The following is a 24,366-nucleotide window of genomic DNA, read 5'->3' on the forward strand; positions in this document are numbered from 1 at the left end:
ATACTTGGCGCACAGAATCAGGAAAACTTATATGCAACATCTTTATCGCTTTAGCCTTAAGCAGTTATCGGTGTTTGTATCTATAGCCGAAACCCACAGTGTAAGTGTTGCTGCTCAGCAACTGGCAATGACCCAATCTGCTGCCAGCATGGCCTTAAATCAGCTAGAGACAGGCTTAGGCCAAAAGCTATTCGAGCGTCAAGGTAAGCGTCTTCGCCTCAATCACTGGGGGCATTGGTTACGCCCGCGAGCCAAGCGTGTGTTGATGGAAAGTCAGCACATTATGCAGGGCTTTGCCGGCCAGCAAGTGATCAGTGGCGAACTCAGTGTTGGCGCTAGCCAAACCATTGCTGAGTACTTCTTAGCACAAATCATCGCCGGTTTAGATAAGAGTTATCCCGACTTAGCGATTAGCCCTCAAATCAGCAATACCGAAGCAGTGATAGCAGGCTTACTCGACTACCGTTTGCAACTTGGCATTATTGAAGGACATTGTTCAGATAGCCGGATTACCCAACAAGTATGGTGTGAAGACCAGCTGGTCGTGGTGGCGGGTAAGCAGCATCCATTAGCTGAGTTAGAGCAAGTAAATCTATCTCGGCTAAGCCGAGCGCGTTGGGTACTGCGTGAGACAGGCTCTGGAACCAGAGACATATTTAACGGCGCCATTCATGGCAAAATCACCAAGCTCAAAGTATGGCGAGAGTATAGCCATGTGCCCAGTTTAGTGGCCTTAGTCGCCGACGGTGCTTACCTAAGTTGCTTACCTTTACGTAGTGTGGAGCAGGCGATAAAAGCGGGTGAGTTGATTGCTCTAAATACACCAGATCTAGATATGCGCAGAAGCTTTAACTTTGTTTGGCGCAAAGATAGCAGTCAAAATCCGCTGCGCGACTGCTTTATCGAACATGCAATGTCACTAGCTTTGGCAACGTTAAGCGAGTGAATCGTTGTTACTGTAAGCTTTCTTCTGTTAACGGGTAACGGCACTGCGGTATGCTGGGAGCTCGGGTAAAGTCTTGCTGATCAACTGAGAAGCGGCGTGGCGAAAGGTAGTGATCAAAACTTACTTGGGGCTTGCTCCATGCTCCATGTACCGTATGAACCAAACGCCAGCAAGGTTGGTCGGCTACCACAAGCTTTAGTTGATTGTAGCGTTGCTTCGCTAGGTCAATTTCACCCGCTAGGGTGAGTCCATAACGTAGTCCGGATAATTCTTGAGGAGCCAATTTTAGTTTGCCTTGTTCTAATTCTGCGCGTAGCGCCAGGTTAGTAAATTGGGTAATGCCTTTAGGTAAGCTTTGCGGATCTTGCCAAAACACCGGCCAGCCACTGGCTATAAAAGGATTGGGTTTTTCATAATACTGCCGCGGGCTTTCAATAATTTGGTCGAGGGTCACTTCTAAATCGGCTCCAGGCAGTTGAATTAACTGACTGTGAAAATCAATCGAGCCATCAATACTTGAGCCAAAGTCATTGAGCTTACCCCTTAACTTTCCCGCAAGCTCTAAGTCTCCCACTAGGCTAAACTGGCGATTATTGGCTAAGCGCGCGAGCGGGCTAATATCAAGCAATAGGCCTGAGATTTCAGCTTGCCAAGGTTTGTGCTCCTGATCTAACAAGGCTTGTCCCTGCAACTCAAATTGGCCCAAGGGTAGCTCACCATACAAGTTAAAATAGCCAATCTCTTGGTCTGCTCCCAAGTCGAAGCTGACATGGCTGAGCAGCATGCCGCGATAAGCCAGCTCTGGAGCTTCAATAAACACTTGGCTTTGTGGCTGCCAAAGTTGGTCAATGCTTTGCCACTGACCATCTTGAATGACTTGCAGTTGACGCAGTTCAACATTTAAACCGGTAGCCGAAAAGGGCAGTTGATCAGCGTAAGACAGTAGCTTCACTTGCTGTAGCTCAAGTTGTTCAATGTTTAGCTGCTGCAATGGTGCCGTGGCTTTAGTAGCGCTTTTCTCTAAGTTTTTCTTTTGGTTGTTTGTTGTGGCGCTGTCACTTACAGGTAACCAATTGGGTTGGATCGGAATTTCATTATTGCTTAGCAGCAATTGATGGAGAATCAGCGCTTGCTGTTGCCATTGATAACTTAATGACAAACCTAGCTGCCCTTTAAATAGCTGGCTACGTAAGGCATCTACGGCAAATAGGCCATCGCTTATTTGTCCGCTAGCGGTAAGATCGCTGAATTGAATGTGGTCAATACCTAACTCATCGGCAATAAAAGCATATTCGCCGCGCAGTTTGTTGGCTTGGTAAGGCCAAGGGCTGGCTATGTTTTCTAGTTCAGCCGTTAGTTTGTTCAGTACCACATTGTGGCCTTGTAACTGAGTGGCTAAGCTAAGTTGGTTTAGCAATAAATTGTCAATTTGAATACTGCTTAACCAAGCAAGCTCAGGCAAGTTATTTAACCAATCTTGCTCACTGGCTGATGGGGCTGCAGCTTGATTTTCTTGAGCACTAGGTTCTGGAGCAAAGTGCTCTAGTCTAAAGTTATTTAAAGCGAGCTCACGTATGGTTAGTTGCTTATTGCTCAGCTCGGCAGAGGCATAAACCGACCCTTGCAATAGATCGGCACCGATGTGCTCTATCACTAACTGCTGCTGGCCGTAGGCAAGGCTTAGCTGTGGCAACATGATGTCTTGCCATGGGGTTGTAAGTCGCTGAGCTGAACTATGTAAGGTGAACTGCCAATGGCTTGGTGCGGGTTCGTTAAGATCAATCTGCCAGTCTTCTATAGCTAATTCAAAGCGTTCTAGTCGGTAAGACTGTTGCTGATCCTGCCATAGTAAGTCGCCGTCTTTGAGCAATAGCTGATTGATTTGAACTGCGTTTAACCAGCTGATGATGTTGGCTTCGGTGGGCTCGCTGCTGTCTGCTGTTTGGCTAAACAGTTGTTGAGTAAGCGCTAGTTGTGGTTGTTCTAGTAGCAGGCTATCTATCTGAATTTTACCCTGCAGCAGAGGCATCAAGGCAAAGTTTAACTTAGCTTGTTTTGTGAGCATGGCTGCTTGGCCAGATTTGGCGAGCTCTAAGTCAAATACCTCTATGCTGAGAGGCTTGTTGAGTGACCATTGTGTATTGTTGTAGTTAAGTTGCCAGTCGCTTTGCTGATTGAACCAATGCAAAAAATCGCTTTTATAGCGATCGGGATGGAAAGAGAATAAGAAAAAGACCGAAGTTGCCAGCAACAGTAAAAAAACAATGGCAAGCAGGTCGAAAAAGCGTTTCATATTGGCGCAAACTCCATGCGACTTATTAATAACTTATCGTATCTATCCAACAATACTTGAGTATTCACATATTTAACAGCACAGGCTTCACCCCTTTTACATAAAGGCGCAACAAACACAGTGCTTAACTTTGCTTGGCCTTTTTGCTCGGAAATACCAGATAGATTCCTGCTAGTATCAGCACTATGCCTAGAGCCTTTGGCCAGCTAAATGCTTCGCCTATCCAAGGTAAACTAATGGCTGCTACATACACGATAACATAGCTTAAGCTAAGCATGGGGTAAGCAAGTGAAAGAGGCAGGTGTTTTAATGCCATTACCCAGCACAGCATTGATAAGGCATAAAAGCTTAAGCCAGCTACTACGCTAATGTAGTAAGGTAAATAATTTGTGATTAAAGCACTATATTGCGCTGCATTCCAAAGCTCCTGCAAGCTTGTAAATTGCAGGCTTAATTGGGTCATGCCCCATTTCATGGCTAACTGAGCCAGCGAAATAAAGGCGACACTTAGTAAGGCTAGCACCACACTTTGCGGATGGTTTTTCATAAAAACTGTTCCACTCCACCAAGAAAGGCAACACCTAATACAATCAGCCCCACGCCAAACCACTGACGCGGAGTAACCGTTTCATTAAATGCAAACTTGGAGATAAGCAACATGATGACAAAATTGCTGCTTAACAGCGGGTAAGCAACCGATACGTCCCACTGGCTTAATACTCCTAGCCAAAAAATAGCGCCCAAGCCCAAGAAAATAATGCCTAATAATAAAGGTTTAGACAGTAGTTTCTCGAGCGTGCTTAAATTTGGTTGAGCGGCAAACAGCAATGCCGCACGTTTCTGCCAATACTGACTTAACGAGCTACAGCCAATAGACGCCACAATCAGCATTATATTAAGCATAATTTAATCAGCTGCTGCTTGATAATAAAGGATGGTATAGCGGCCTTTGTCGATACGCTCGGTGGTCTCAGGTAAGGTGCCATCCATATCCGGCTTATCGCGATAATAAACCATTACTGGCGCATGCCGGCGTTGCTGCTCAATAAATTCAGCTAAGTGCTTAGTTTCGATAAAGCGATGTTGGGCATCTGGGTATTCTAAGCCATAACGCACTTCGCCTTTTTGACCGACTAGGTACACGTCTTCACGCTTAAAGTACCAGTTAAACGCCGACATAGTATCGGGGTAATCGGCTACTAACACCGTATTGGGTTCTACTAAATGCGAGATTTGCTGCATAAACTTTGCCGGCATTTTTGAGTAGATACTTACATTTGGGAAGGTTGCCCAAGCTAGCATGAATAAGCCCAAAGGCATTAGCATGTAGCTGGCGATTTTACCGTTTAAGCTGGTGGCTTTAATAGCCAAAAAGGCCATGGCCGACCAAAAGGCAAAGATACTAAATAGCAACCAGGGGCGGTAAGCTTCTTCGGCGTCTAATGGCAGTTTACCTGTGTAATGCAGTACCAAGGTGGTAACCGCAAGTAGTGCAAATAAAATGGCATTTAACCAGCTTCCCCAGGTTAAACCTTTACAAGATTTGGCAAAAGCCTGTTGAATACCAAAGGCAAACAAGATCGCCAGCGGTGCCATTATTGGCAAAATATAGGTAGCGAGTTTGCCCTTAGCCATGGAGAAAAATAGCAGCGGCAATATCGCCCACAATAAGGCGTAGCGTAACAATGGCGAGTGCATTTGGCCTTTTAAATGACCAATTGCACTGGGCGACCAAAATAACCACGGTAAAACGCCAGCCGCTAAAAATGGCAGGTAGTACCAAACAGGCGCCGAGTGCTGGGCGTTATCTGCCGCAAAGCGCTGAATATGCTCAATCCAAAAGAAGTAGTGCCAGTAGTCTGGCTCTGCTGCATGAATGGCTAAGCCCCATGGCAAGCAAACTAAAACGGCCAGCAGCATTACCCACCAACCCCATTTCAAAATGGTTTTAAACTGCTTATCCCAAAACATGTAGGGAACAACCACTAACACAGGTAAAGCTAGTGCCAAAAAGCCTTTGGTTAGTACCGCACAGCCACAATAAAAACCTGCCAAACCATAATATTTGGCTCGTTGCCGCAGTTCTTCGCTGCGAATGGCAAAGTAAAAGGCGGTAAAGCTGGCGGTTAGCCAAAGGTTAAGCATGCTGTCCAATACGCTGTAGGTGCCCACGCCAGACACCATAAACATGCTCAAATAAATGCCGGAGCTTAACCAAGCCACTGGGCGAGAGGCAAAGCGCGCGAGCAGCAAAAATATGCAAAAAGCCGCCCCTAAAGCGCTAAAGGCTGAAGCAGCACGCACCGCAAAATTAGTTTCGCCAAAAACAAGTTGCGAAACAGCGTTCATCCAGTAACCCATTACTGGCTTTTCGAAGTAGCGCAAGTCGTTAAAACGAGGAACTACCCAGTCGCCACTACTTACCATTTCGCGAGAGATTTCAGCGTAACGCAGTTCATCGGGAGACCATAGATCACGCAGACCCAAGGGTAATAGGTACAAAATGATAAAGAATATCGGCACCCAAGTAGCTAGGTTAATTCGTAAGTGGCGCATGGTACTTCCTGGTTTAACTGGTATGAGGGCGAACAACCGAGGCTTGATGACTTAACCAGCCTTCGCGCCCATCCATTTCTATATTTAATATGCTGTCTTGTGGCCAAGTGACATAATCTTGATCTAACAACTCACACAGCGGTACAAACTCAATGCCTTGCTGTTTAGCGCTAATAATCAGCTGCTCAAACATCTCTGCGCAAACAATGCCTTCAACCTCAGCGTGAATGGTGTAAACATTTAAGGCATCGGCTTTAATTCGCTCAAGAATGGCTTGGTTGTAGTTGCTCTCGTCTACGCCGTCTTGGCCAATTAATTCATCATAGGTTGGCAAGGTAACCGGAATTTGTGGTGCCATTCCTGGTTTGGGAACAAAAATAGATTCACCTCGGCAATCGCTGTTGTAGCGAAATGGAAAGGCTTCTTTTTCATCTAGGGTGGTTTCGGTACAGCGCCAACCGGCTACTGCGCTGCATTGCACGTCTTTTCCGGTGATTTCTTCCAGCAGCTGGTAACCCTTACGGATTTCGTTACCGAGTTCGGCTTGCGACATGCTGTCGGTTTTCATCTGCCACTTATGGTGATCCCAAGCGTGCAAGCCAATTTCATGGCCTGCTTGGTCGGTATCTTTAATCACCGAAGCAAGCTTTTTACCGATCACGGGGCCAGGCCAAAAGGTGCCTCGAAAGATAATATCCCAACCGTATAAGCTGGCCGCTTTTGAACGGAGCATTTTCTTCAAGAAAGCAGGACGCAAAAGGCGCCAAATATGGCGCCCCATGTTGTCGGGTCCAACGGTGAAGAAGAACGACGACTTAATATTGTAGCGTTGAAAGATGTGTAATAACTTGGGCACGCCTACGCGCGTGCCACGAAAAGTATCAACATCTATACGAAGGCCAACTTTAATGGTGTCTTTCGAACTCATTATTACTCATCAACAGCTGTTTTTAAGAAGAAGTCGAGGGTTTCCTCGATGGTGTCTTCCATCATAATGCTTGGTTCCCAATCAAGTAAACGCTTGGCGTTGCGAATGCTTGGACGACGATGCTGCACGTCTTGGTAGCCATCACCGTAGAAGGTTTTGCTCTCTACCAAATGGTAGCCGGCAAACGGTGGGAATTTTTCACGTAATGGGTGAGCATCAAACTTCTCAACCAGGGTTTCAGCCATTTGCTTGATACTGGCTTCGTTGTCTGGCGAACCAATGTTGATGATCTGTCCATCACATAAGCCGTCTTTGTTCTCAATAATCCGGAACAAGGCTTCAATGGCCTCAGAAATATCAGTGAAACAACGTTTTTGCTCGCCGCCATCAATCAACTTGATGGGGGTCCCTTCAACTAGGTTCAAAATTAGCTGAGTAATCGCGCGACTAGAGCCAACTCGTGCTGAGTTCAAGCTGTCTAAGCGTGGGCCCATCCAGTTAAATGGACGGAACAAGGTAAACTTAAGGCCGTCTTTCTTGCCGTAAGCCCAAATAACTCGGTCTAATAACTGTTTAGAGGTCGAGTAAATCCAGCGCTGGCGGTTAATTGGACCAGTAATTAGCGGTGAAGTGTCTTCATTAAACTCATCATCGGTACACATGCCGTATACTTCAGACGTAGACGGGAAGATGATGCGCTTGTTGTACTTTACACACTCACGAACAATTTTTAAGTTCTCTTCAAAATCTAATTCAAATACACGTAACGGATTACGGGTATATTCAATCGGAGTCGCAATCGCTACCAGTGGCAATACAATGTCACACTTCTTAATGTGGTATTCGATCCATTCGTTATGAATGGTGATATCACCTTCTACAAAGTGGAAATCTGGGTGGCTTAAGTGCTGTTCAATTTGGTTGGCACTCATGTCCATGGCGTAAATTTCGTATTTACCGTCGTCTAGTAAACGCTTGGTTAAGTGGTTACCAATAAAGCCGTTAGCACCCAAAATAAGCACTTTTTGGCGGCGTTTTGCAGCAATAACAGCGCTGGCTTGTGGACCAAAGCGCATGCCGGCAACTAAGTGCATTTCAGCTGCTAGTTGTTCGCCATTTAAGTACAAACCGTTTTCAGTTTGGCCTGCATTTACAATTAGAGATCCTTGAGTACAAGCAATGGTTAACGGCGCGGTGGCAACAATAGTACCTGGCGTTGCATCAAATTCTTGTTCGCTGGCACTGGTGCTCCAAAAAATCACCTTGCGCTCACCTAAAAAGGTAAAGGCACCAGGGAAGGGTTCGGTTACTGCGCGACATAAGTTGAAAATAGTTTGCGCATTGTCGGCCCATTTTATTTCACCGTCTGCAGGAGTGCGGCGACCAAATACCGTGGCTTGGCTTTCATCTTGTGCACTTAAGCTGTGCGTACCAGCGATTAATTGAGGTAGGGTAGTTGCCAATAGCTGGCTGCTTAGCTCGGTTAAGCGGCTATGCAAGGTGGCTGCAGTGTCGTCAGCATTAATGCTAAGCTTTTCTTGAGCAACAATGTCACCTGCGTCGGCCTTGCTGGTCATGGCATGTAAGGTTACGCCAGTTTCCGTTTCGCCGTTTAACAGCGCCCAATTTACCGGTGCGCGACCACGGTAGCGTGGTAATAGTGAACCATGTAGGTTAAAGCCGCCTTTTGGCGCTAAATCTAGTACTGCTTGGCTGATCATTGAGCGGTAGTAAAAGGAGAAGAATACTTCAGGCTGCATCGCCTTAATTTTTTCTATCCACAATGGATGATTTACGTCTTCCGGTGCAAATACTGGAATACCGTTACGTGCCGCTAGCTTGGCTACAGATTCAAAAAAGACATTTTCGTTGCCATCGTCTAAATGGGTAAACACTGCGGCGATTTCTACACCTGCATCGAGAAGACTTTTAATACCAGCACAACCAATGTTGTGATAGGCAAACACCACTGCTTTCATGGCTTATTCCTTAACTGTAATAGGTAAATTAGTTATCGTTGTTATCAGCGTTAACGTCGTTGTCACGGGCCTGTTTGGTTGCTTCGCCAACCAGCACATCTTGTACGTAGTAGCGTGGCCTTGCCCTTACGTCGGAGTATATACGGCCGATATATTCGCCTAATAAACCTAGGCCAACAAATTGAGCACCAATAAAGATAAACAATAGAGCAAATAGCGGGAATACCCCGTCAACACCCCATTCCGCGCCATAGATTAGGCGCATGAAAAGTAACACTAAACCGAATAGGCCACCTAGTGCGGCAATTGCGCCCCCCATGATGCTAAGCATTCTTAATGGGGCAGTAGTCATGCTGGTCAGCAAATCAAACATTAGGTTAATTAAACCCATGATGTTGTATTTTGATTCGCCTTGTTGGCGCTCGCTATGTTCCACATCTATTTCAACGGTGTGGCGAGCAAAGCCATTAGCCAAAATAGGAATAAAAGTACTGCGCTCATGGCACTGCAGCATTGCGTCCACTACGTGGCGACGATAAGCGCGTAACATACAGCCGTAGTCATTCATCTCTACGCCCGTTGAGCGTTTTACAATCTTGTTGATCAGCATTGAAGGGTAACGGCGTAAGCGACTGTCTTGGCGATTTTTGCGCACCGTACCAACCGAGTCGTAACCTTCTTCGGCTTTCGCCACCAAATTAGGGATCTCTTCTGGTGGGTTTTGTAAGTCGGCATCGAGGGTCACAATCAAGTCGCCGCGTACATGTTCAAAGCCCGCCATAATTGCGTTATGTTGGCCGTAATTGCGGTTAAGAATAATGCCTACAACATGGCTGCCTTCTTGGGCAGCAGCTGCTTCAATTTGATCTGCGCTGTTATCTTTACTGCCATCGTCAACCAGCAGCAACTCATAGTCTTTACCCATGGTGTCAGCAGCTGCACAAGTGCGTGTGATTAGCTCTTGTAAGCTATCGGCTTCGTTGTAAACCGGTATCACAATGGATACAAAATTGATGTCTTGCTTATGCCTCATGAGAAGGTCCAATATTTTGTTTGATTGCGGAAACAACACGTTCAACATCACTTAGTTGCATGCCTGGAAACAATGGCAGCGAACAAATGCGTTGGCTGTTAAATTCGGTATTACTTAAATCTGGGTTAATCTCACCAAACCGAGTTTGATAATTCTCTCTATAATACTTTTGACTATGGCAGGCTTTAAAATGAATGCCAGCGCCAATGCCCTGCTGTTTTAACATGCTAATGAGCTGGTCGCGGTCAAAGCCACAAATACTCGGCTCTACTCTCACTATCATTAAGTGCCAACAGTGAGTATGCACATAAGATGGCACGCTCATGGGGCTAATCCCCTCAACCTCAGCCAATAGTTTACGATAATGAGCAACTAAGGCTTGGCGCTGAGCAGTAATGCTGGCTAAGCGCTGCATTTGACCTAAACCTAATACGGCACAAATGTCTGGCATGTTGTATTTGTAGCCTGGCTCTATCACTTCAGCTTGTGGCGCTCGCCCCTGAGTTTCTCTATCAAAGGCATCTACGCCTAAGCCATGAAACTTAAGGCGACGAATCCGCTCAGCTAATTCGGCGTCATTAGTGGTAAAAATGCCGCCCTCTGCTGTGGTTACATTTTTTATTGCGTGTAAGGAGAAAATACAGTGACCGGTTTGGCCAATGGGTCGACCTTTATATTCGCAGCCAATAGCATGTGCAGCATCTTCGACCACGGGAATATTGTATTGTTCCGCAAGGGCGTAAATGGCATCTAAATCGAGTGGGGCGCCGGCATAGTGAACCGGAATGATCAGTTTGGTTTTATTGGTGATTTGCGCTTCAATGCGCTCTGCCGTGGTCATTAATGTATCTGCATCAACATCAACAAATACCGGCTTAGCACCCATTAAAGTGATGAGGTTAACCGTTGAAACCCAAGTCATTGAAGGGGTAATCACTTCGTCGCCAGGGCCAATGCCTAAAGCCACTAGAGTGAGGTGCAAACCAGCGGTGGCGCTACTTAGCGCTACGGCGTGTTCGGCACCGGTATAGCTTTTTATGGCGTTTTCTAACTCAGCGTTTTTGGGGCCGGTAGTAATCCAACCGGATTTGAGTACCTCAACCACTGCGTCGATTTCTTGTTGTTCAATCGCTGGGCGACTTAGGGGTAAAAATGTTTGTTCCATGACTCTCGGTCAGCATATCTATACCAAAGTGGATGAAGTCTAACCGTGCTGCGGGTTTATTGAAAGGCTCAAACGTCGGTCTTGTGTGTTGATTAGGTAAATATCGGTGTTTTTTGTAAGTGCTTTCTTGAATTAGTCTACTTGTTCCAATTTATGCAACGATGCAAACCATTTTCGCTAGCTAATCAATACTCGCTGTTGTGCAACAATGCCCGCATTAAGGCCTTTAGCCTTACGCAGTTGAATTTGATTCCGCTGCTTAATTCATAAACGTATAGGGTATTAGTGATGAATAAGATTCTAACATTGGCGACTGCTGCAAGCGCTAGCTTGGTACTGGCCTTACCGGCTTCGGCTGGGCAATTAAGCAATGAGCAAAAGCAACTGGCGGTTGATATGGCCAATAGCAGTGCGCGCTGTTTGGCGGCGCATGCTTATATTCATGATAAAGATGAACGACAAGCCTTAGCGCAAATTGTTGCGCACATGCCAGATGAGCAAATTAGTCGGGAGTCATCAGCATTTCTAACGGTATTAGGTTACGGATTGGGTGAGGCATCTATGGGTTTACATGCCGTTGAGCAGGAAAGTGGCAAACAAGAAGCGCTAGCTTTAGCCGAAACGGTTTATCAGAATAACCAGTGCAATATTGATGAAGTGCTAAAAAGTGTAAGTTAAGCGCTTTTGTTTGGACAACCAAGCCTGAGAGCGTAACAATCAGGCTTGGTATGGTTAAGGCCAGCTAGCTGGCTTGAGCGGTGTTTTCTAAAGATTCCTGCTGAAGATGCTTGTTATTCAAATAGTCTTGTAAACGCTGCTGTTGTTCTTCGGTAAATGCTAAACCTTGTTTGGTTCTGCGCCACAAAATGTCCTCTTTTCGGTAGGCCCATTCTTGCTCACACAGGTAGTCGACTTCTAATTGATACAAGTTTCCGCCAAATAGCTCACCTAAGCCCTGCTGCTTAGCATTGTGTATTAATTGTTCGGCTTGGCTACCGTAGTGCATGCACCAGCGGGCTACTAGCCCTGTGGGTAAATCGCTGTTGGCTTGTTGCCGCTTAATATAAGAGTGAATATCTCCGCCAATGGCGCCGCCTGGTAAGAAAGAGGCTTTAGTCCACGCTGGACCTAGATCGTTAATGCGGGGAGCCAACATTTCTAAGGCCGCTTCGGCCAGTTTTCGGTAAGTGGTTAACTTGCCGCCAAATACCGATAACAGCGGAGCCCCTTCTGCTTCATCACTTAATTCTAAGGTGTAGTCACGAGTAACTGCCGAAGGATCGTTCGACTCATCTTGGCAAAGTGGTCGTACTCCAGAAAAAGTATGGATCACATCACTTGGTGCTATTTGCTTAGTAAAGTGCTGGTTTACTACATCGCACAAGTAACTGACTTCTTTGTCGGAGATCGCCACCTCTGAAGGGTTGTCTTGATATTCCACATCGGTAGTGCCAATTAACGAGTATTGCTGCTGATAAGGGATAACAAACACAATGCGTTTATCAGTGTTTTGTAAGATGTAGGATTGCGGTTCGTTGTGAATTTTTGGCACCACGATATGGCTGCCTTTTACTAGGCGAATGGTGCGTGGTGGTGTTTGTTGCATGTTCTCTTCAATGAACTGCTGAACCCATGGACCAGCGGCGTTAACTAAAGTGTTGCAGCGATACTGTTGTTGCACACCCGTTTGCATGTCTTTTACATCTATCAACCAATGTTTGGCTTCACGTTTGGCTGCTACTACTTGTTGGCGTGGCGCAATAAACGCACCGTGTTTAGCTGCTAGCAAGGCATTACTAATCACTAGTCGAGCATCGTCCACCCAACAATCAGAGTATTCAAAGCCTTTGGTAATATCACTTTTTAGTACATCACTTTGAGCGAAGCTTAGGCCCTTACAACCGGGAAGTGTGCCGCGTTTAGCTAGGTTGTCGTAGAGAAAGAGCCCCATGCGTATCAATATCCAAGGGCGTAGGTGGGGGCGATGTGGCAAACGAAAACGCATCGGCTCAACGAGATGAGGAGCCATATTTAGCAATACTTCACGCTCTTTTAGGGCTTCGCTTACTAAACGAAACTCATAATGCTCTAAATAACGCAGGCCACCATGGATCAGCTTCGAGCTAGCAGAAGAGGTTGCGCTGGCTAAGTCGTTTTGCTCAAACAAAGCAACGCGTTGCCCTCGGCCAGCGGCATCTGCCGCTATGCCCACGCCGTTTATACCACCACCAATGACGATTAGGTCGAAGTTATGCGGGTCATTTGTTTGTGCCATGTTGAGCGATCCTTTCACTAAAGTTCGTTTTGTTTCGTTATCGAGCATAATAGAGCATTTTGTGATCAAAAAACAATTACCGATGTAAAAAAAATGTGCAAAACGCGCTTTTTAGCTTGCTGGCTAGATTTGTCTGCATGGAGTATTTGCTCTAAACTGTTACATCTTGTTAACAATTGTTTGCGGTAAGCTATGAAGATCCATCAGCTGGAAGGCTATATTCAGAATATTTTTTTGATTGAGTATCCGAACAAATTACTCTTGCTGGATGGCTGTTGCCGCGCTGATGTTGCAATGCTTAAGCGTTTTATCTGTGAACAGTTAGCACGACCACTTAGCCAACTAGAGTTGGTGATGGTAACCCATATGCATCCAGATCATGCCGGCGGGGCTAGTTACCTGCAGCGTCGCTACCAGCTTTCTATTGCAGGTGCAGAGCATCCAGGCGAGTGGTATCAAGGTATTGCTGGAAGGTGTAATCATTTAATGGATTTAGCCTTGGCTCATTATGTGGCTAGGCGTCATCAGCGCGCTAAAGCTAACTTATGGTATTCGCCAACACTCAAATTTACTCATCGACTAAAAGACGGCCAAACCCTACCAGGCTTTGAAGATTGGCAAGTGTTATTTACTCCGGGCCATACCGACCGTGACTTATCGCTCTATCACCCAGAGACTAAAACCTTGTATGTGGCCGACTGTATATTGCGGGTTAAAGGAAAGCTGATTTGTCCCTTTCCGATCAGCAGTCCTCGTCAATATCGAAGCTCAATTGAAAGGTTTAGCCAGCTACAAGTTGATAATTACTTATTGGCTCATGGCGAGGGCGGCAAGATCAGCCAAGCAGAACTACAACAGTTGCAGCAACTATGTCCTGAACAGGCTACCAGCTATAAAGGTTTTCTTGGTGAACTGCTGCGCAAACGCTTAACTGCTTAACTGAGTAGGGCAAAGTGTTAACTGTACATCTTGTTGTTTAAGGATTTCGCTGATGTCTTGTGGCACTGGCCGGTCGGTGTACAAATGGTCAATCTGCGCAATATTGCCAATGTTAATCATCGCATTACGGCCAAACTTACTGTGGTCTGCGGCAAGAATAACGTTGCGAGAACTGGCAATAATGGCCTGAGTCACTCTTACTTCATGGTAGTCAAAGTCTAGTAGCGAACCATCTAAATCAATGCCGCTAACCGTTACTACCCCATAATCTAGGCGAAATTGTTTTATGAAGTCGATGGTGGCTTCACCCACTATGCCGCCATCTTTATTACGCAACGCGCCGCCGGCCATAATCACATTAAAGTCGTCTTTAACCATTAGTAGTGATGCAACATGAATATTGTTGGTGATAATGCGTAAATCGCGGTGTTCCAATAAGGCTCTTGCAATCGTTTCAGCGGTGGTACCAATATCTAAAAACAGCGATGCGCCATTAGGAATTTGCTCGGCAATTTTCTGAGCAATGCTTTCTTTTTCAAGATGTTGTTTGATCTTTCGACTGGAATAAGAGTCGTTCACTACGCTACTTGATAGTAACGAAGCACCACCATGGTGGCGGTGAATCAGCTTCTGTTCGGCCAATACATTAAGGTCGCGGCGAATGGTTTGCGGGCTTACATTAAGTGATTCTACTAATTCTTCGGTAGCCACAAAGCCTTGGGTTTTTATCACCTGCAAGATTTGTTGATGGCGTTGAGTCTGCTTCACAACTGGGTTTCTCTTATTGGTATACATTTTATAGCGCAGTCATAAGTCTACTTAAAATGCAGTTTTTGTCACGGTTAACAAAGCGATACCGCAAAGTGCATCGCAGCTTTCTAGAGAAATTGCTGAAATGAAATTAAAGTTTTGTCACGCTTTGGTTAAAAAAATGTTCTAAAATGTTCGTTTTCGAGCATAATAGACATAAATGCTAATCTGGAACCGTAATATCAATGGACACCGCACGATATATAGTTGCCCTTGATCAGGGCACAACAAGCTCAAGAGCGATTATTTTTAACCAAGACTCTGAAATTGTTGGCAGCGTACAACGCGAATTTAGCCAGTTTTTCCCAAAATCAGGTTGGGTAGAGCATAATCCCATGGAGATATGGGCTAGCCAAAGTGCATCTTTAACCGAGGTTTTGGCAAAAACCGGTATCCGTAGTGATCAAATTGCTGCGATTGGCATTACCAACCAGCGAGAAACTACCATTGTTTGGGACAAAAACACCGGCCAACCTATTTATAATGCCATTGTCTGGCAATGTCGCCGCACCACCAAATTATGTGAAGAGCTAAAAGAGCAAGGCTGGGAAGAGTATATTCAAGATACTACAGGGCTAATCTTAGATGCCTACTTTTCTGGCTCAAAGCTAAAGTGGATTTTAGATAATGTAGAAGGTGCTCGCGAAAAAGCCGAAGCGGGTGACTTGCTGTTTGGCACGGTTGATAGCTGGTTAGTTTGGAAGCTAACTAACGGGCGAGTGCATGTTACCGACTATACCAATGCCTCTCGCACCATGATGTTTAACATACATACCTTGCAATGGGATGATAAATTGTTAGATATGCTGGGTGTGCCTAAACAAATGCTGCCAGAAGTGAAAGCCTGTTCGGAAATCTATGGCCAAACCAACATTGGCGGTAAAGGTGGAACACGTATTCCTATCGCGGGTATTGCTGGCGACCAACAAGCGGCGCTATTTGGTCAGCAGTGTTATCGCAAAGGCATGGCAAAAAACACCTACGGCACTGGCTGCTTTTTATTGATGAATACTGGCGAAGTACCGGTTAAATCAACCCATGGTTTGCTCACCACTATCGCTTTTTCTTTAGATGGCAAGGTTAATTACGCCCTAGAAGGTAGTGTATTTATGGGCGGTGCTACCATTCAATGGTTGCGCGACGAGATGGGATTGATTCGCGATGCCTCCGATACCCAGTATTTTGCCTCTAAGGTAGACGATACCAACGGGGTATATTTAGTACCTGCTTTTGTGGGTTTAGGTGCACCTTACTGGGACCCTTACGCACGCGGTACCATTGTAGGGTTAACCCGAGGCGCTAACCGTAACCACATTATTCGGGCTGCACTTGAATCGATTGCTTATCAAAGCCGAGACTTATTAGAAGCCATGCAAGCCGATGCTGGGATTTCGCTAAAACAATTACGAGTAGACGGCGGCGCAGTAGCCAATGATTTCTTATTACAGTTTCAAGCCGATGCGCTGGGTACCGAAGTGGTACGCCCTTCGCTGATCGAGTCTACCGCCTTAGGCGCTGCTTACTTAGCTGGCTTGGCGGTGGGTTACTGGGATAGCGTAGAAAGCTTGGCCGAGAGCAATACCCCAGATCGTTGCTTCTCTCCTGATGGTGATGAGGCGAAACGAGAACGGTTATACAAAGGTTGGAAACGTGCGGTTGATTGCAGCCGAGGTTGGTACGACAAAGACCTAGATGACTAACCAGTTTTACCGCTTTTATTCGAAAAAGCCGCTAAGCAGTAGCGGCTTTTTTGTGCCTGCCACCACAGTTTATGTGTTGATTCTCAGTAAATGCCTAGCTTCTTCGAAAAATGATGAGCTTAGCGCGATTCATTGCTAATGTTTAAGGGGCTTACTGGAGAATAATGCTGGAGGAAGTAGGTGACCAATAGTTCCTTTGAGACGCTAGATTTAAATTTACTAAAAGTGTTTGTGGTGTTGGCGCAAGAGCTTAATACGCGCCGTACCGCCGAACGTATGAATGTTAGTCAGCCAGCGATTAGCCGCAGCTTGCAAAAACTGCGCGAGCATTTTGCTGATGAGCTTTTTGTACGTGCTCAACATGGCCTTATTGCCACCCCAAAAGCCGAACAGTTATCGCTTAGCTTGCCAAGCATTTTAGCCGAGCTTGCCAACGTTGTTGACCACCATAATGACTTTGACCCAGCTAAGTTAGAAGGCGTACTAAAAGTTGCTATGCACCCAATGTTATTAGCGTCGGTCGCTAAGCGTTTGTTTGTGGCATTGCAGCAGCATGCGCCGGATCTACGCCTGCAAGTGGCTACTTGGGGAGCCGATACTTGCGAGCTGATTCAGCGCGGGCAAATTGATTTTGGCTTATGTTTATTGCCGGTAGAAGGCTCGAAAGAGCTAGTGCAACGACGCTTATGGCGCCAGCCTATTTATGTTTATGCGCGTGATGCTCATCCAATTGGTGACGACATTGTCACCCCGCAAGATTTTGAAAGCTACGCTACTGCGCTCATTCATGTTCCGGGTTGGAGCGCGGCTCGCACCGAAGCAGAAAAGTTTTTGGCAGCTCATGGCGTAGAAGTGACTATTGGTTTTCGTTCTGAACTGCCGGGATCGATTATGGATGTATTGCGGGTGAGTGATTTAGTTTACCCCAGCGTGACCTATTACCCGCCAGAAGATATTCCCGGCATTAGGCAATTGCAGTTAAGTGAAGAGTTTAAAGGTTTGGCACTGAAGTATGATACCGGCTATGTGTTCCACTATCGCAATCGACAAAACCCTTTGTACCTATGGTTGCAGGAGATTTTGGTGGAAAAATGCCGTGATGAGATCTTCAGTATCAACTAACAGAGTTTCTCGTGCTGCTAAGCTTGAGCGAATTGTTCGCGGCCGGCTAACCAACGGTCAATTAAAGGTTCAATAGCAACCGGTGTTTGCTGAAGAAGTTGTTTAGCCAGGCGCTGCGCTTCACCTAATATTGCTTGGTCTCGTACTAAGTCGGCAATTTTAAATTCGGCTAAACCGGTTTGCTTGGTGCCAAGTAGTTCGCCGGGGCCTCTAATTTCCATATCGCGTTGGGCAATTACAAAACCGTCGGTGCTGTCGCGTAATACACTTAAACGTGAACTGGCGGTTTTAGATAAGGGGCTGTGGTACATCAATACGCAGTGGCTTTCCACTTGGCCACGACCGACCCTGCCACGTAGCTGGTGGAGCTGAGCTAAACCTAAACGTTCGGGGTTTTCTATAATCATTAAACTGGAGTTAGGTACATCTACACCCACCTCGATTACGGTGGTAGCCACCAGTAAATCAAGCTGATGGTTTTTGAACTGCTCCATTACCCACTGCTTTTCTTGTGGTTTCATGCGGCCATGCACTAAGCCGATGCGTAAATCGGGTAATTGTTTTTGTAATGTATCGGCGGTGTCTTCGGCTGCTTGGCACTGCAGGACTTCTGATTCTTCAATTAAGGTGCAAACCCAATAAGCTTGGCGCCCGTCGTTATGGCAAGCCTGATACACCCGTTCGATCACTTGCTCACGGCGGGTATCGGGCAGGGCCACGGTTTTAATTGGGGTTCGCCCGGGCGGCAGCTCATCTATAATAGACAGCTCCAAATCGGCATAGGCCGTCATCGCCAAGGTGCGAGGGATAGGGGTAGCCGTCATAATTAACTGATGGGGTAAAGTGTTGCTGCCATCTACAGCGGCGCCTTTCTCCCGCAAGGCCATACGTTGGTGCACCCCAAAGCGGTGCTGCTCGTCGATAATCACTAAGGCAAGTTTGGCAAATTGCACTTGCTCTTGGAAAATGGCATGAGTACCCACTACCATTTGCGCTTCGCCGCTGGCTATGCGCTCCATAGCTTCATTGCGAGCTTTGCCTTTTTGTTTGCCAGCAAGCCAATCAACTTTAATGCCCAAGGGCTCGAACCATTTAGCAAAGTTAAGCGCATGCTGCTCGGCTAATATTTCGGTGGGAGCCATCAGTGCCACTTGATAACCATTAGCTAAGGCCTGCAAAGCCGCCATGGCTGCCACTAAGGTTTTGCCACTGCCTACATCACCTTGCACCAAACGCATCATGGCATGTGGCTGCTGGGTATCGCTTTTAATTTCGGCCACCACCCGTTGTTGGGCATTGGTTGGTTTAAAGGGGAGCTGGGCTAAAAATTGCTGTTCTAGGTCACTGGCTAGCGGTAAAGCAATGGCTGCTTGGCGCTGTTGCTCTTGGCGTAGCTTTAACATGCTGAGCTGGTGGGCGGCTAATTCTTCTAATACCAAACGTTGCTGGGCAGGGTGTCGGCCTTCTTCTAACAGGCTGAGCTCGGTATCTGGATCGGGGCGATGCAGCTGCATTAAGGCTTGGTTAAGATCTAAACCATGGGGGCGTAATGCAGGTGGTAGCCAATCTACCAAGGGATATTGCTCTAGTAACTTAAAAGCTTGCTCACTGAGTTTACGCAAATTGAGCTGCTTTAAACCCTCGGTAGTGGGATAAACCGGGGTTAACTTTTCATCCATTAAGGGTGCACTAGGATCGGCAACAATGCTGTATTCCGGGTGGGTCATTTCCCAACCATGTTTACCGCGCTTAGCTTCGCCAAAGCAACGCATCCACTTACCCTGTTGCATGGCAGCCTTTTGGCCGTTATTAAAGTTGAAAAAGCGCAGGGTAATGCTGCCGCTGCCATCGCTGATGCGACACGTTAGCATGCGACGACGGGCGTGAATGGTTTCTACCTTGGTTATTTCGCCCTGCACCGAAACATGCGCGCCGTGCAGTAAATCGTTAATTGGCCATACCCGAGTGCGGTCTTCATATCGCAGGGGGAGGTGCAGCAGCAAGTCGCCAACATTTCGAATATGTAGGCGTAGGAGTTTTTCGGCAAGTTTGTCACCCACTCCTTTAAGTGCGGTGATGGGCAGGCTGCTTAATTCCACTTAAACCACTGTAAATATGATCATGTACCAAGAGTATATATGAATTTTTCGGCTATTATTACTAATCAAGGGTTTAACTGTGGTTGGGGCGAGAAATGCTAAGGTTTCTTTGTAATATAGGTTTGGCTTTACTGTTAGCCATTGGCGTTATAGAAGCCTGTATGGCGGAACAGGCCGCTCGCCCAGCGCAGCTACACAAACCTGAGCAACCTATAGAGCGCCCAATCCCTAGCCATCCTATTGAACGCCCAATTCGACCTATTTACCCAATTCGTCCGCCCGCTCAGTTACCCCACCGTTGGCAAGGTGCAAGAACCTACTACTGGGTTGCTCCTAGTGATTTGTGGCAACCAGAAGCCTTAAAGCCAGAGCAAGTTATAGAGCTAGAAATTGAAGCCGACGACCGAGCCGAATTACTGCTTATTGATGGCCGCGATAAAGTGGTATTTGATGGCTGGTTAGGTATGGGTGATCTGCGCACTTGGCAGGTAATGCATCCCGCATCCTTGTACTTTTCTCAAATCGAGGGTTTTAGCTTAAAACTTAATGGCAGCGAGATTGATTTGTCGGGCTATCCGCAAGATCAACCCTTGTCGTTAACCCTAGCGCCACAAGCCGAGTAGGCCAGGTTAACTTGTTCGCTATAGGTTCAAATTTGTAGCCGCTTCACGTATTATCTAGGCCTTTAGTGGCCGTAGTGCTGCATTATAAATCCACCCATCGAATTCAAAGGTATAGATTTGCTATGGCCAAGTTATCGCTGCAAGAGCAGATGCTTAAAGCTGGTTTAGTTGACAAGAAAAAAGCTAAAAAAGTAGGCAAAACCAATAAAAAATCACGCACCTTGGCCAAGGAAGTAAAAGCAGCTGCCGAGCAAGCCAAGCTTGACCAACAACAACGTGACGCCGAATTAGCTCAGCAACAAAACGCTGAGAAAGCCAAAAAAGCCGTTGCTGCTCAAATCAAGCAATTGATTGAGATGAACATGTTAGACAGAAAGCGTGGCGAAGAAGCTTACAACTTCACCCATGAAGGCCTAATCAAAAAGATTTATGTTACCGAAGAACTGCGCAAACAGCTTAGTAACGGCCGCTTAGCCATTGTTACTCTGGGCGAAGCTTATGAAGTTGTCCCTACGATTGTGGCGGAAAAGATTGCCCAGCGTGATGAAAGCGTAGTTGTGCTAATTAACGACCCAAGCCAAGATGTGATTGATGAAGATGACCCGTATGCTGATTATCAGATCCCAGATGATTTGATGTGGTAATGGGATGTTAGTTTGAGAAGAAGCCGCTAATTAGCGGTTTTTTTGTATTTGTTATTTGTGTTGCGAACCCAGCGTCTAATCGTCTACTTCATTGCGTTCCTTAGCATATTTGATGGGTTCAAACGCTGAAGATATTGTGTATCACTTTTGCTTGTTAGGTAGGTTGTTGATTTAGGTTTCGCCTTGCCGGCGATACCCTTTTCTTTGCTTGGCCAAAGAAAAGGGTACAAAAGAAAGGCCACCCTGCATCTCCTTAACCTTGCGTTGCTCGAATCCAAACGCGCCAACGGCAACTCGCTTTGCTCGAACAAGCCTTGGCTTAATCGTTTGTCTTCTGCGCTACTCAGCGGAGATGATGGCCCTAAAGAGCAAAGAGCAAAGAGCAAAGAGCAAAGAGCAAAGAGCAAGACAGCGTAGCTCTTAGCTTTAGGTGTGAAAATGAACTAGGCGTGTTCGCTCTTGATCTTCATCCCCCCTCATTATCGCCGAGTAGCGCAAGCGAGCTGCGGGTATAGGCAAAACCTGTTTGAGCGTAGCGAGTTGTTTTGGCGCCGCAGTGAGTGAGCAACGCAGGAAGAAGATGATGCTGGGGCAGCCTTTCTTTTTCCTTAGTTTTTCTTTGGCTGTTCAAAGAAAAAGGAAGTCGCCGTCAGGGCGAAATCCGCAAGTAAAGCTAGCACTAGAACTTAAATTTTTGATAAATTTATTTTTAGTAATGAATGTTCGAGAATTGTACTACCGAACAAAGGATTGTGTTTAAGATTCTTTTTCAGGTAGACAACACAAACAATACCCGAGTTTTTTTAGGATAAATATGAAGTCCGTGTTTAGATTAACGATTTTAAATCTGGTTGTTTTTTTTCTTACTAGTTGTACTTCAAATGAGGAAGTGAAATCACCAGATACCTTAGTGTTAGCAATGCACGATACATTAGTTCGCGCTATCAATGACAGTGATTCTAAGATTGCAGAATGCAGCCTTTTATACGATAGCCTTCATGTCAACTCAAAGCAGTTTCATTCTTCAAATGCGCGTTTTCTGTCTGCAACTAAAAATCTGCAAGATAAACTAGCCGCCTATGAGGGAGATAACAATCTGGTAGAGCTATCTAGCTATTTGTGGCCTTATATAGTGAAAGAATCGGAAAGTTCGGCTTCGAGAAGAAGCTATTATTTGGATATGTGTGAGCAGTTTAGTGGTGATGCAGCAATCTACTTTCTTGGGAAATCAGTTACTACTCCTACAGTAGAATCTACTACCGACAATACTGTAATGCTTTCTACTTTGATTGATAAGCGTGAAGTTATAGTTAGCTGGAAAAAGGAGCTAACTCAATGGAAACTTCATGAGGCTAGGTATGCTAAAGAAATTCCAGCAACTATAGTTTCTCAATACGACAACCTTATAGATGATATTGTTATTAATCAGATGTTTATTGAGTCAATAGACCGAGCGTGCCTGAACCTTGAGCACCCGCTGTTTGACAGCCTTAATTCCGTCAATCGTTTAACATACATAATTGGGGATGAAGGCTCGAATGTATACCATGAGAAATCTAAAGTTCTTAAAGGATCAGTTGAAATGATAGTTGAGCAGACACTGACAACATTTCAATCTACAGGAGAATGCTCGGACCCGTCTGTAAAAGTGAAAATTTACGCGCTAATTATACAAAGGCTTCAGAAAATGCATCAAGATGTTGTAGTGCTATCGAATATAACCATGAAGCTCCCTAAAGATCAGAAATGATTTATTGTAGCTGACAATTTTAGTCACTAATTCAACTTCCCATATTAAAACAAAAGCCGCTCTAGGAGCGGCTTTTTTCTTCAACACATTACTTGCTTAGATATGAGAAAGGATCTTCTGAACCGTTTCTTTAGCATCACCAAACAACATGTCTGTATTCTCTTTAAAGAACAATGGGTTTTGAACACCAGCATAACCAGTCGCCATTGAACGTTTAAATACTACTACCTTCTTCGCATCCCATACTTCAAGCACTGGCATACCAGCAATTGGGCTGCCAGGCTCTTTGGCTGCAGGGTTAACCGTGTCGTTGGCACCAATTACTAATACTACGTCGGTAGAGGCGAAGTCTTCGTTAATTTCGTCCATTTCCATTACGATGTCGTAAGGTACTTTGGCTTCGGCTAACAATACGTTCATGTGACCAGGCAAACGACCAGCTACTGGGTGAATAGCAAAGCGTACGTTCACGCCTTTATCACGCAGCTTTTTGGTAATTTCGGCTACTGGGTACTGGGCTTGCGCAACTGCCATGCCGTAACCAGGTGCGATAATTACTTCGTTTGCATCTTTTAGCATCTCGGCGACTTCTTCAGCCTGTACTTCGGTGTGTTCACCTTGGTCTACGTCGGTAGCTACCGTGCCACCTTCGCTACCAAAACCACCTAAAATTACGCTGATGAACGAGCGGTTCATTGCTTTACACATGATGTAAGACAGAATCGCACCCGAGCTACCTACTAGTGCACCGGTTACAATTAGCAAGTCGTTGCCTAGCATGAAACCTGCCGCTGCTGCTGCCCAACCTGAGTATGAGTTAAGCATAGATACAACTACTGGCATATCGGCGCCGCCGATTGCAGATACTAGGTTGTAACCAAATACAAAGGCGATAAAGGTCATGATAACCAGTGGCCACATAGAGCCGCTGTCCATGAATACACTGCCTAGGTAGATTGATACTACAATCATGCCTAAGTTTAACCAGTGAGCGCCTGGTAGGGCTTTAGGGGCACTGCTAATAAGGCCGCGAAGTTTACCAAAGGCGACTACCGAACCGGTGAAGGTTACTGCACCAATAAAGATACCGAGGAATACTTCTACGTCGTGAATAGATTTTGCTACTGGGTCAATTAAGCCAGTAACTGAATCAATTAACGAGCCGTGGTCGATAGCACTTGAGAAACCAACCAATACTGCAGCCATACCTACAAAACTGTGCAAAATAGCAACCAGCTCTGGCATTTCGGTCATTTCAACTTTAAGTGCTAAACGGATACCAATAGCGGCACCAATACCCATGGCTAGGGTAATAATCCAGCTACCACCGGTTACTTGGGTGCTAGCTAATGTGGCCAGTACGGCGATAACCATACCGATGATGCCAAAGATGTTACCGCGCTGAGCGGTTTCTTGTTTACTTAGGCCGGCTAGGCTGAAGATAAACAATAGGGCAGCGATTAAATACGCTGCAGAAACTATACCTTGAGACATGTGACTATTT

20 protein-coding genes are annotated in these 24,366 nt (G+C 45.9%); 8 read left to right on the forward strand and 12 right to left on the reverse strand.

Annotated features, from left to right (window positions below):
• Positions 1 to 31: 31 nt before the first annotated feature.
• On the forward strand, positions 32 to 946 hold the full coding sequence (locus tag OAG1_RS01100) for a LysR substrate-binding domain-containing protein (protein ID WP_152783745.1): 915 nt from the start codon (positions 32 to 34) through the stop codon (positions 944 to 946).
• Between the two features lie 7 nt (positions 947 to 953).
• On the opposite strand, the gene OAG1_RS01105 is transcribed toward OAG1_RS01100, so the two are convergent.
• The 8 genes from OAG1_RS01105 to arnB all read right to left on the reverse strand — a co-directional run bounded on the left by OAG1_RS01105 (position 954) and on the right by arnB (position 10,900).
• Positions 954 to 3,239 (reverse strand): AsmA-like C-terminal region-containing protein, encoded by a 2,286-nt coding sequence (locus OAG1_RS01105; protein ID WP_338623261.1) that lies wholly within the window; start codon positions 3,237 to 3,239, stop codon positions 954 to 956.
• A gap of 124 nt (positions 3,240 to 3,363) precedes the next feature.
• Entirely contained in the window at positions 3,364 to 3,786 is a 423-nt protein-coding gene (arnF, locus tag OAG1_RS01110) for a 4-amino-4-deoxy-L-arabinose-phosphoundecaprenol flippase subunit ArnF (protein ID WP_338623263.1), read from the reverse strand.
• Complete coding sequence (locus OAG1_RS01115) at positions 3,783 to 4,142, reverse strand: EamA family transporter (protein ID WP_338623265.1); 360 nt, start codon at positions 4,140 to 4,142, stop codon at positions 3,783 to 3,785. The genes arnF and OAG1_RS01115 overlap by 4 nt, the downstream gene beginning before the upstream one ends.
• A gap of 3 nt (positions 4,143 to 4,145) precedes the next feature.
• Positions 4,146 to 5,795, reverse strand: a complete 1,650-nt coding sequence (gene arnT / locus OAG1_RS01120) for a lipid IV(A) 4-amino-4-deoxy-L-arabinosyltransferase (RefSeq protein ID WP_338623267.1) — start codon at positions 5,793 to 5,795, stop codon at positions 4,146 to 4,148.
• A 13-nt stretch (positions 5,796 to 5,808) separates the two neighbouring features.
• The gene (gene arnD / locus OAG1_RS01125) at positions 5,809 to 6,723 is read right to left on the reverse strand and encodes a 4-deoxy-4-formamido-L-arabinose-phosphoundecaprenol deformylase (protein ID WP_338623269.1); all 915 of its coding nucleotides are present in this window, start codon (positions 6,721 to 6,723) and stop codon (positions 5,809 to 5,811) included.
• A gap of 2 nt (positions 6,724 to 6,725) precedes the next feature.
• On the reverse strand, positions 6,726 to 8,702 hold the full coding sequence (arnA, locus tag OAG1_RS01130; protein ID WP_152783735.1) for a bifunctional UDP-4-amino-4-deoxy-L-arabinose formyltransferase/UDP-glucuronic acid oxidase ArnA: 1,977 nt from the start codon (positions 8,700 to 8,702) through the stop codon (positions 6,726 to 6,728).
• Positions 8,703 to 8,730: 28 nt separating this feature from the next.
• Positions 8,731 to 9,735, reverse strand: coding sequence for an undecaprenyl-phosphate 4-deoxy-4-formamido-L-arabinose transferase (gene arnC, locus OAG1_RS01135; RefSeq protein WP_016399870.1), 1,005 nt, complete (start codon positions 9,733 to 9,735; stop codon positions 8,731 to 8,733).
• On the reverse strand, positions 9,725 to 10,900 hold the full coding sequence (gene arnB / locus OAG1_RS01140; protein ID WP_338623273.1) for a UDP-4-amino-4-deoxy-L-arabinose aminotransferase: 1,176 nt from the start codon (positions 10,898 to 10,900) through the stop codon (positions 9,725 to 9,727). Before arnB ends, arnC begins: the two co-directional genes overlap by 11 nt.
• Positions 10,901 to 11,188: 288 nt before the next feature.
• On the opposite strand from arnB, the gene OAG1_RS01145 reads away from it, so the two are divergent.
• Positions 11,189 to 11,578: a hypothetical protein gene (locus OAG1_RS01145; RefSeq protein WP_338623275.1), complete on the forward strand. Its 390-nt coding sequence runs from the start codon at positions 11,189 to 11,191 to the stop codon at positions 11,576 to 11,578.
• A gap of 64 nt (positions 11,579 to 11,642) precedes the next feature.
• Here the strand turns inward: OAG1_RS01145 and glpD are convergent, their stop codons facing one another.
• Complete coding sequence (gene glpD / locus OAG1_RS01150) at positions 11,643 to 13,175, reverse strand: glycerol-3-phosphate dehydrogenase (protein ID WP_338623277.1); 1,533 nt, start codon at positions 13,173 to 13,175, stop codon at positions 11,643 to 11,645.
• Positions 13,176 to 13,367: 192 nt separating this feature from the next.
• On the opposite strand from glpD, the gene OAG1_RS01155 reads away from it, so the two are divergent.
• A complete protein-coding gene (locus tag OAG1_RS01155) occupies positions 13,368 to 14,114 on the forward strand; it encodes an MBL fold metallo-hydrolase (RefSeq protein ID WP_338623279.1) in 747 nt (248 codons plus the stop codon).
• Here the strand turns inward: OAG1_RS01155 and OAG1_RS01160 are convergent.
• Positions 14,103 to 14,882 (reverse strand): DeoR/GlpR family transcriptional regulator, encoded by a 780-nt coding sequence (locus OAG1_RS01160; protein ID WP_016399865.1) that lies wholly within the window; start codon positions 14,880 to 14,882, stop codon positions 14,103 to 14,105. The genes OAG1_RS01155 and OAG1_RS01160 overlap by 12 nt on opposite strands.
• Before the next feature lie 227 nt (positions 14,883 to 15,109).
• Between OAG1_RS01160 and glpK the strand changes: the two genes are divergently transcribed.
• Together glpK and OAG1_RS01170 are read left to right on the forward strand one after the other, a co-directional pair.
• On the forward strand, positions 15,110 to 16,624 hold the full coding sequence (gene glpK / locus OAG1_RS01165; RefSeq protein ID WP_016399864.1) for a glycerol kinase GlpK: 1,515 nt from the start codon (positions 15,110 to 15,112) through the stop codon (positions 16,622 to 16,624).
• A 180-nt stretch (positions 16,625 to 16,804) separates the two neighbouring features.
• On the forward strand, positions 16,805 to 17,746 hold the full coding sequence (locus OAG1_RS01170) for a LysR family transcriptional regulator (RefSeq protein WP_016399863.1): 942 nt from the start codon (positions 16,805 to 16,807) through the stop codon (positions 17,744 to 17,746).
• Positions 17,747 to 17,763: 17 nt separating this feature from the next.
• Here OAG1_RS01170 and recG read toward each other — a convergent pair whose 3' ends face one another.
• Positions 17,764 to 19,845 (reverse strand): ATP-dependent DNA helicase RecG, encoded by a 2,082-nt coding sequence (gene recG, locus OAG1_RS01175; protein WP_338623284.1) that lies wholly within the window; start codon positions 19,843 to 19,845, stop codon positions 17,764 to 17,766.
• Positions 19,846 to 19,940: 95 nt separating this feature from the next.
• Between recG and OAG1_RS01180 the strand changes: the two genes are divergently transcribed.
• The 3 genes from OAG1_RS01180 (at position 19,941) to OAG1_RS01190 (ending at position 22,862) form a co-directional block, all read left to right on the forward strand.
• Positions 19,941 to 20,468 (forward strand): RodZ domain-containing protein, encoded by a 528-nt coding sequence (locus tag OAG1_RS01180; RefSeq protein ID WP_016399861.1) that lies wholly within the window; start codon positions 19,941 to 19,943, stop codon positions 20,466 to 20,468.
• A gap of 122 nt (positions 20,469 to 20,590) precedes the next feature.
• On the forward strand, positions 20,591 to 21,112 hold the full coding sequence (locus tag OAG1_RS01185) for a DUF2058 domain-containing protein (protein ID WP_221075631.1): 522 nt from the start codon (positions 20,591 to 20,593) through the stop codon (positions 21,110 to 21,112).
• An 814-nt stretch (positions 21,113 to 21,926) separates the two neighbouring features.
• Positions 21,927 to 22,862 (forward strand): hypothetical protein, encoded by a 936-nt coding sequence (locus OAG1_RS01190; protein WP_338623288.1) that lies wholly within the window; start codon positions 21,927 to 21,929, stop codon positions 22,860 to 22,862.
• A 96-nt stretch (positions 22,863 to 22,958) separates the two neighbouring features.
• On the opposite strand, the gene pntB is transcribed toward OAG1_RS01190, so the two are convergent.
• Positions 22,959 to 24,356 (reverse strand): Re/Si-specific NAD(P)(+) transhydrogenase subunit beta, encoded by a 1,398-nt coding sequence (gene pntB, locus OAG1_RS01195; RefSeq protein ID WP_338623290.1) that lies wholly within the window; start codon positions 24,354 to 24,356, stop codon positions 22,959 to 22,961.
• Between the last annotated feature and the right edge of the window lie 10 nt (positions 24,357 to 24,366).

This window comes from Agarivorans sp. OAG1, from assembly GCF_037076485.1.
Taxonomy (GTDB): domain Bacteria; phylum Pseudomonadota; class Gammaproteobacteria; order Enterobacterales; family Celerinatantimonadaceae; genus Agarivorans; species Agarivorans albus.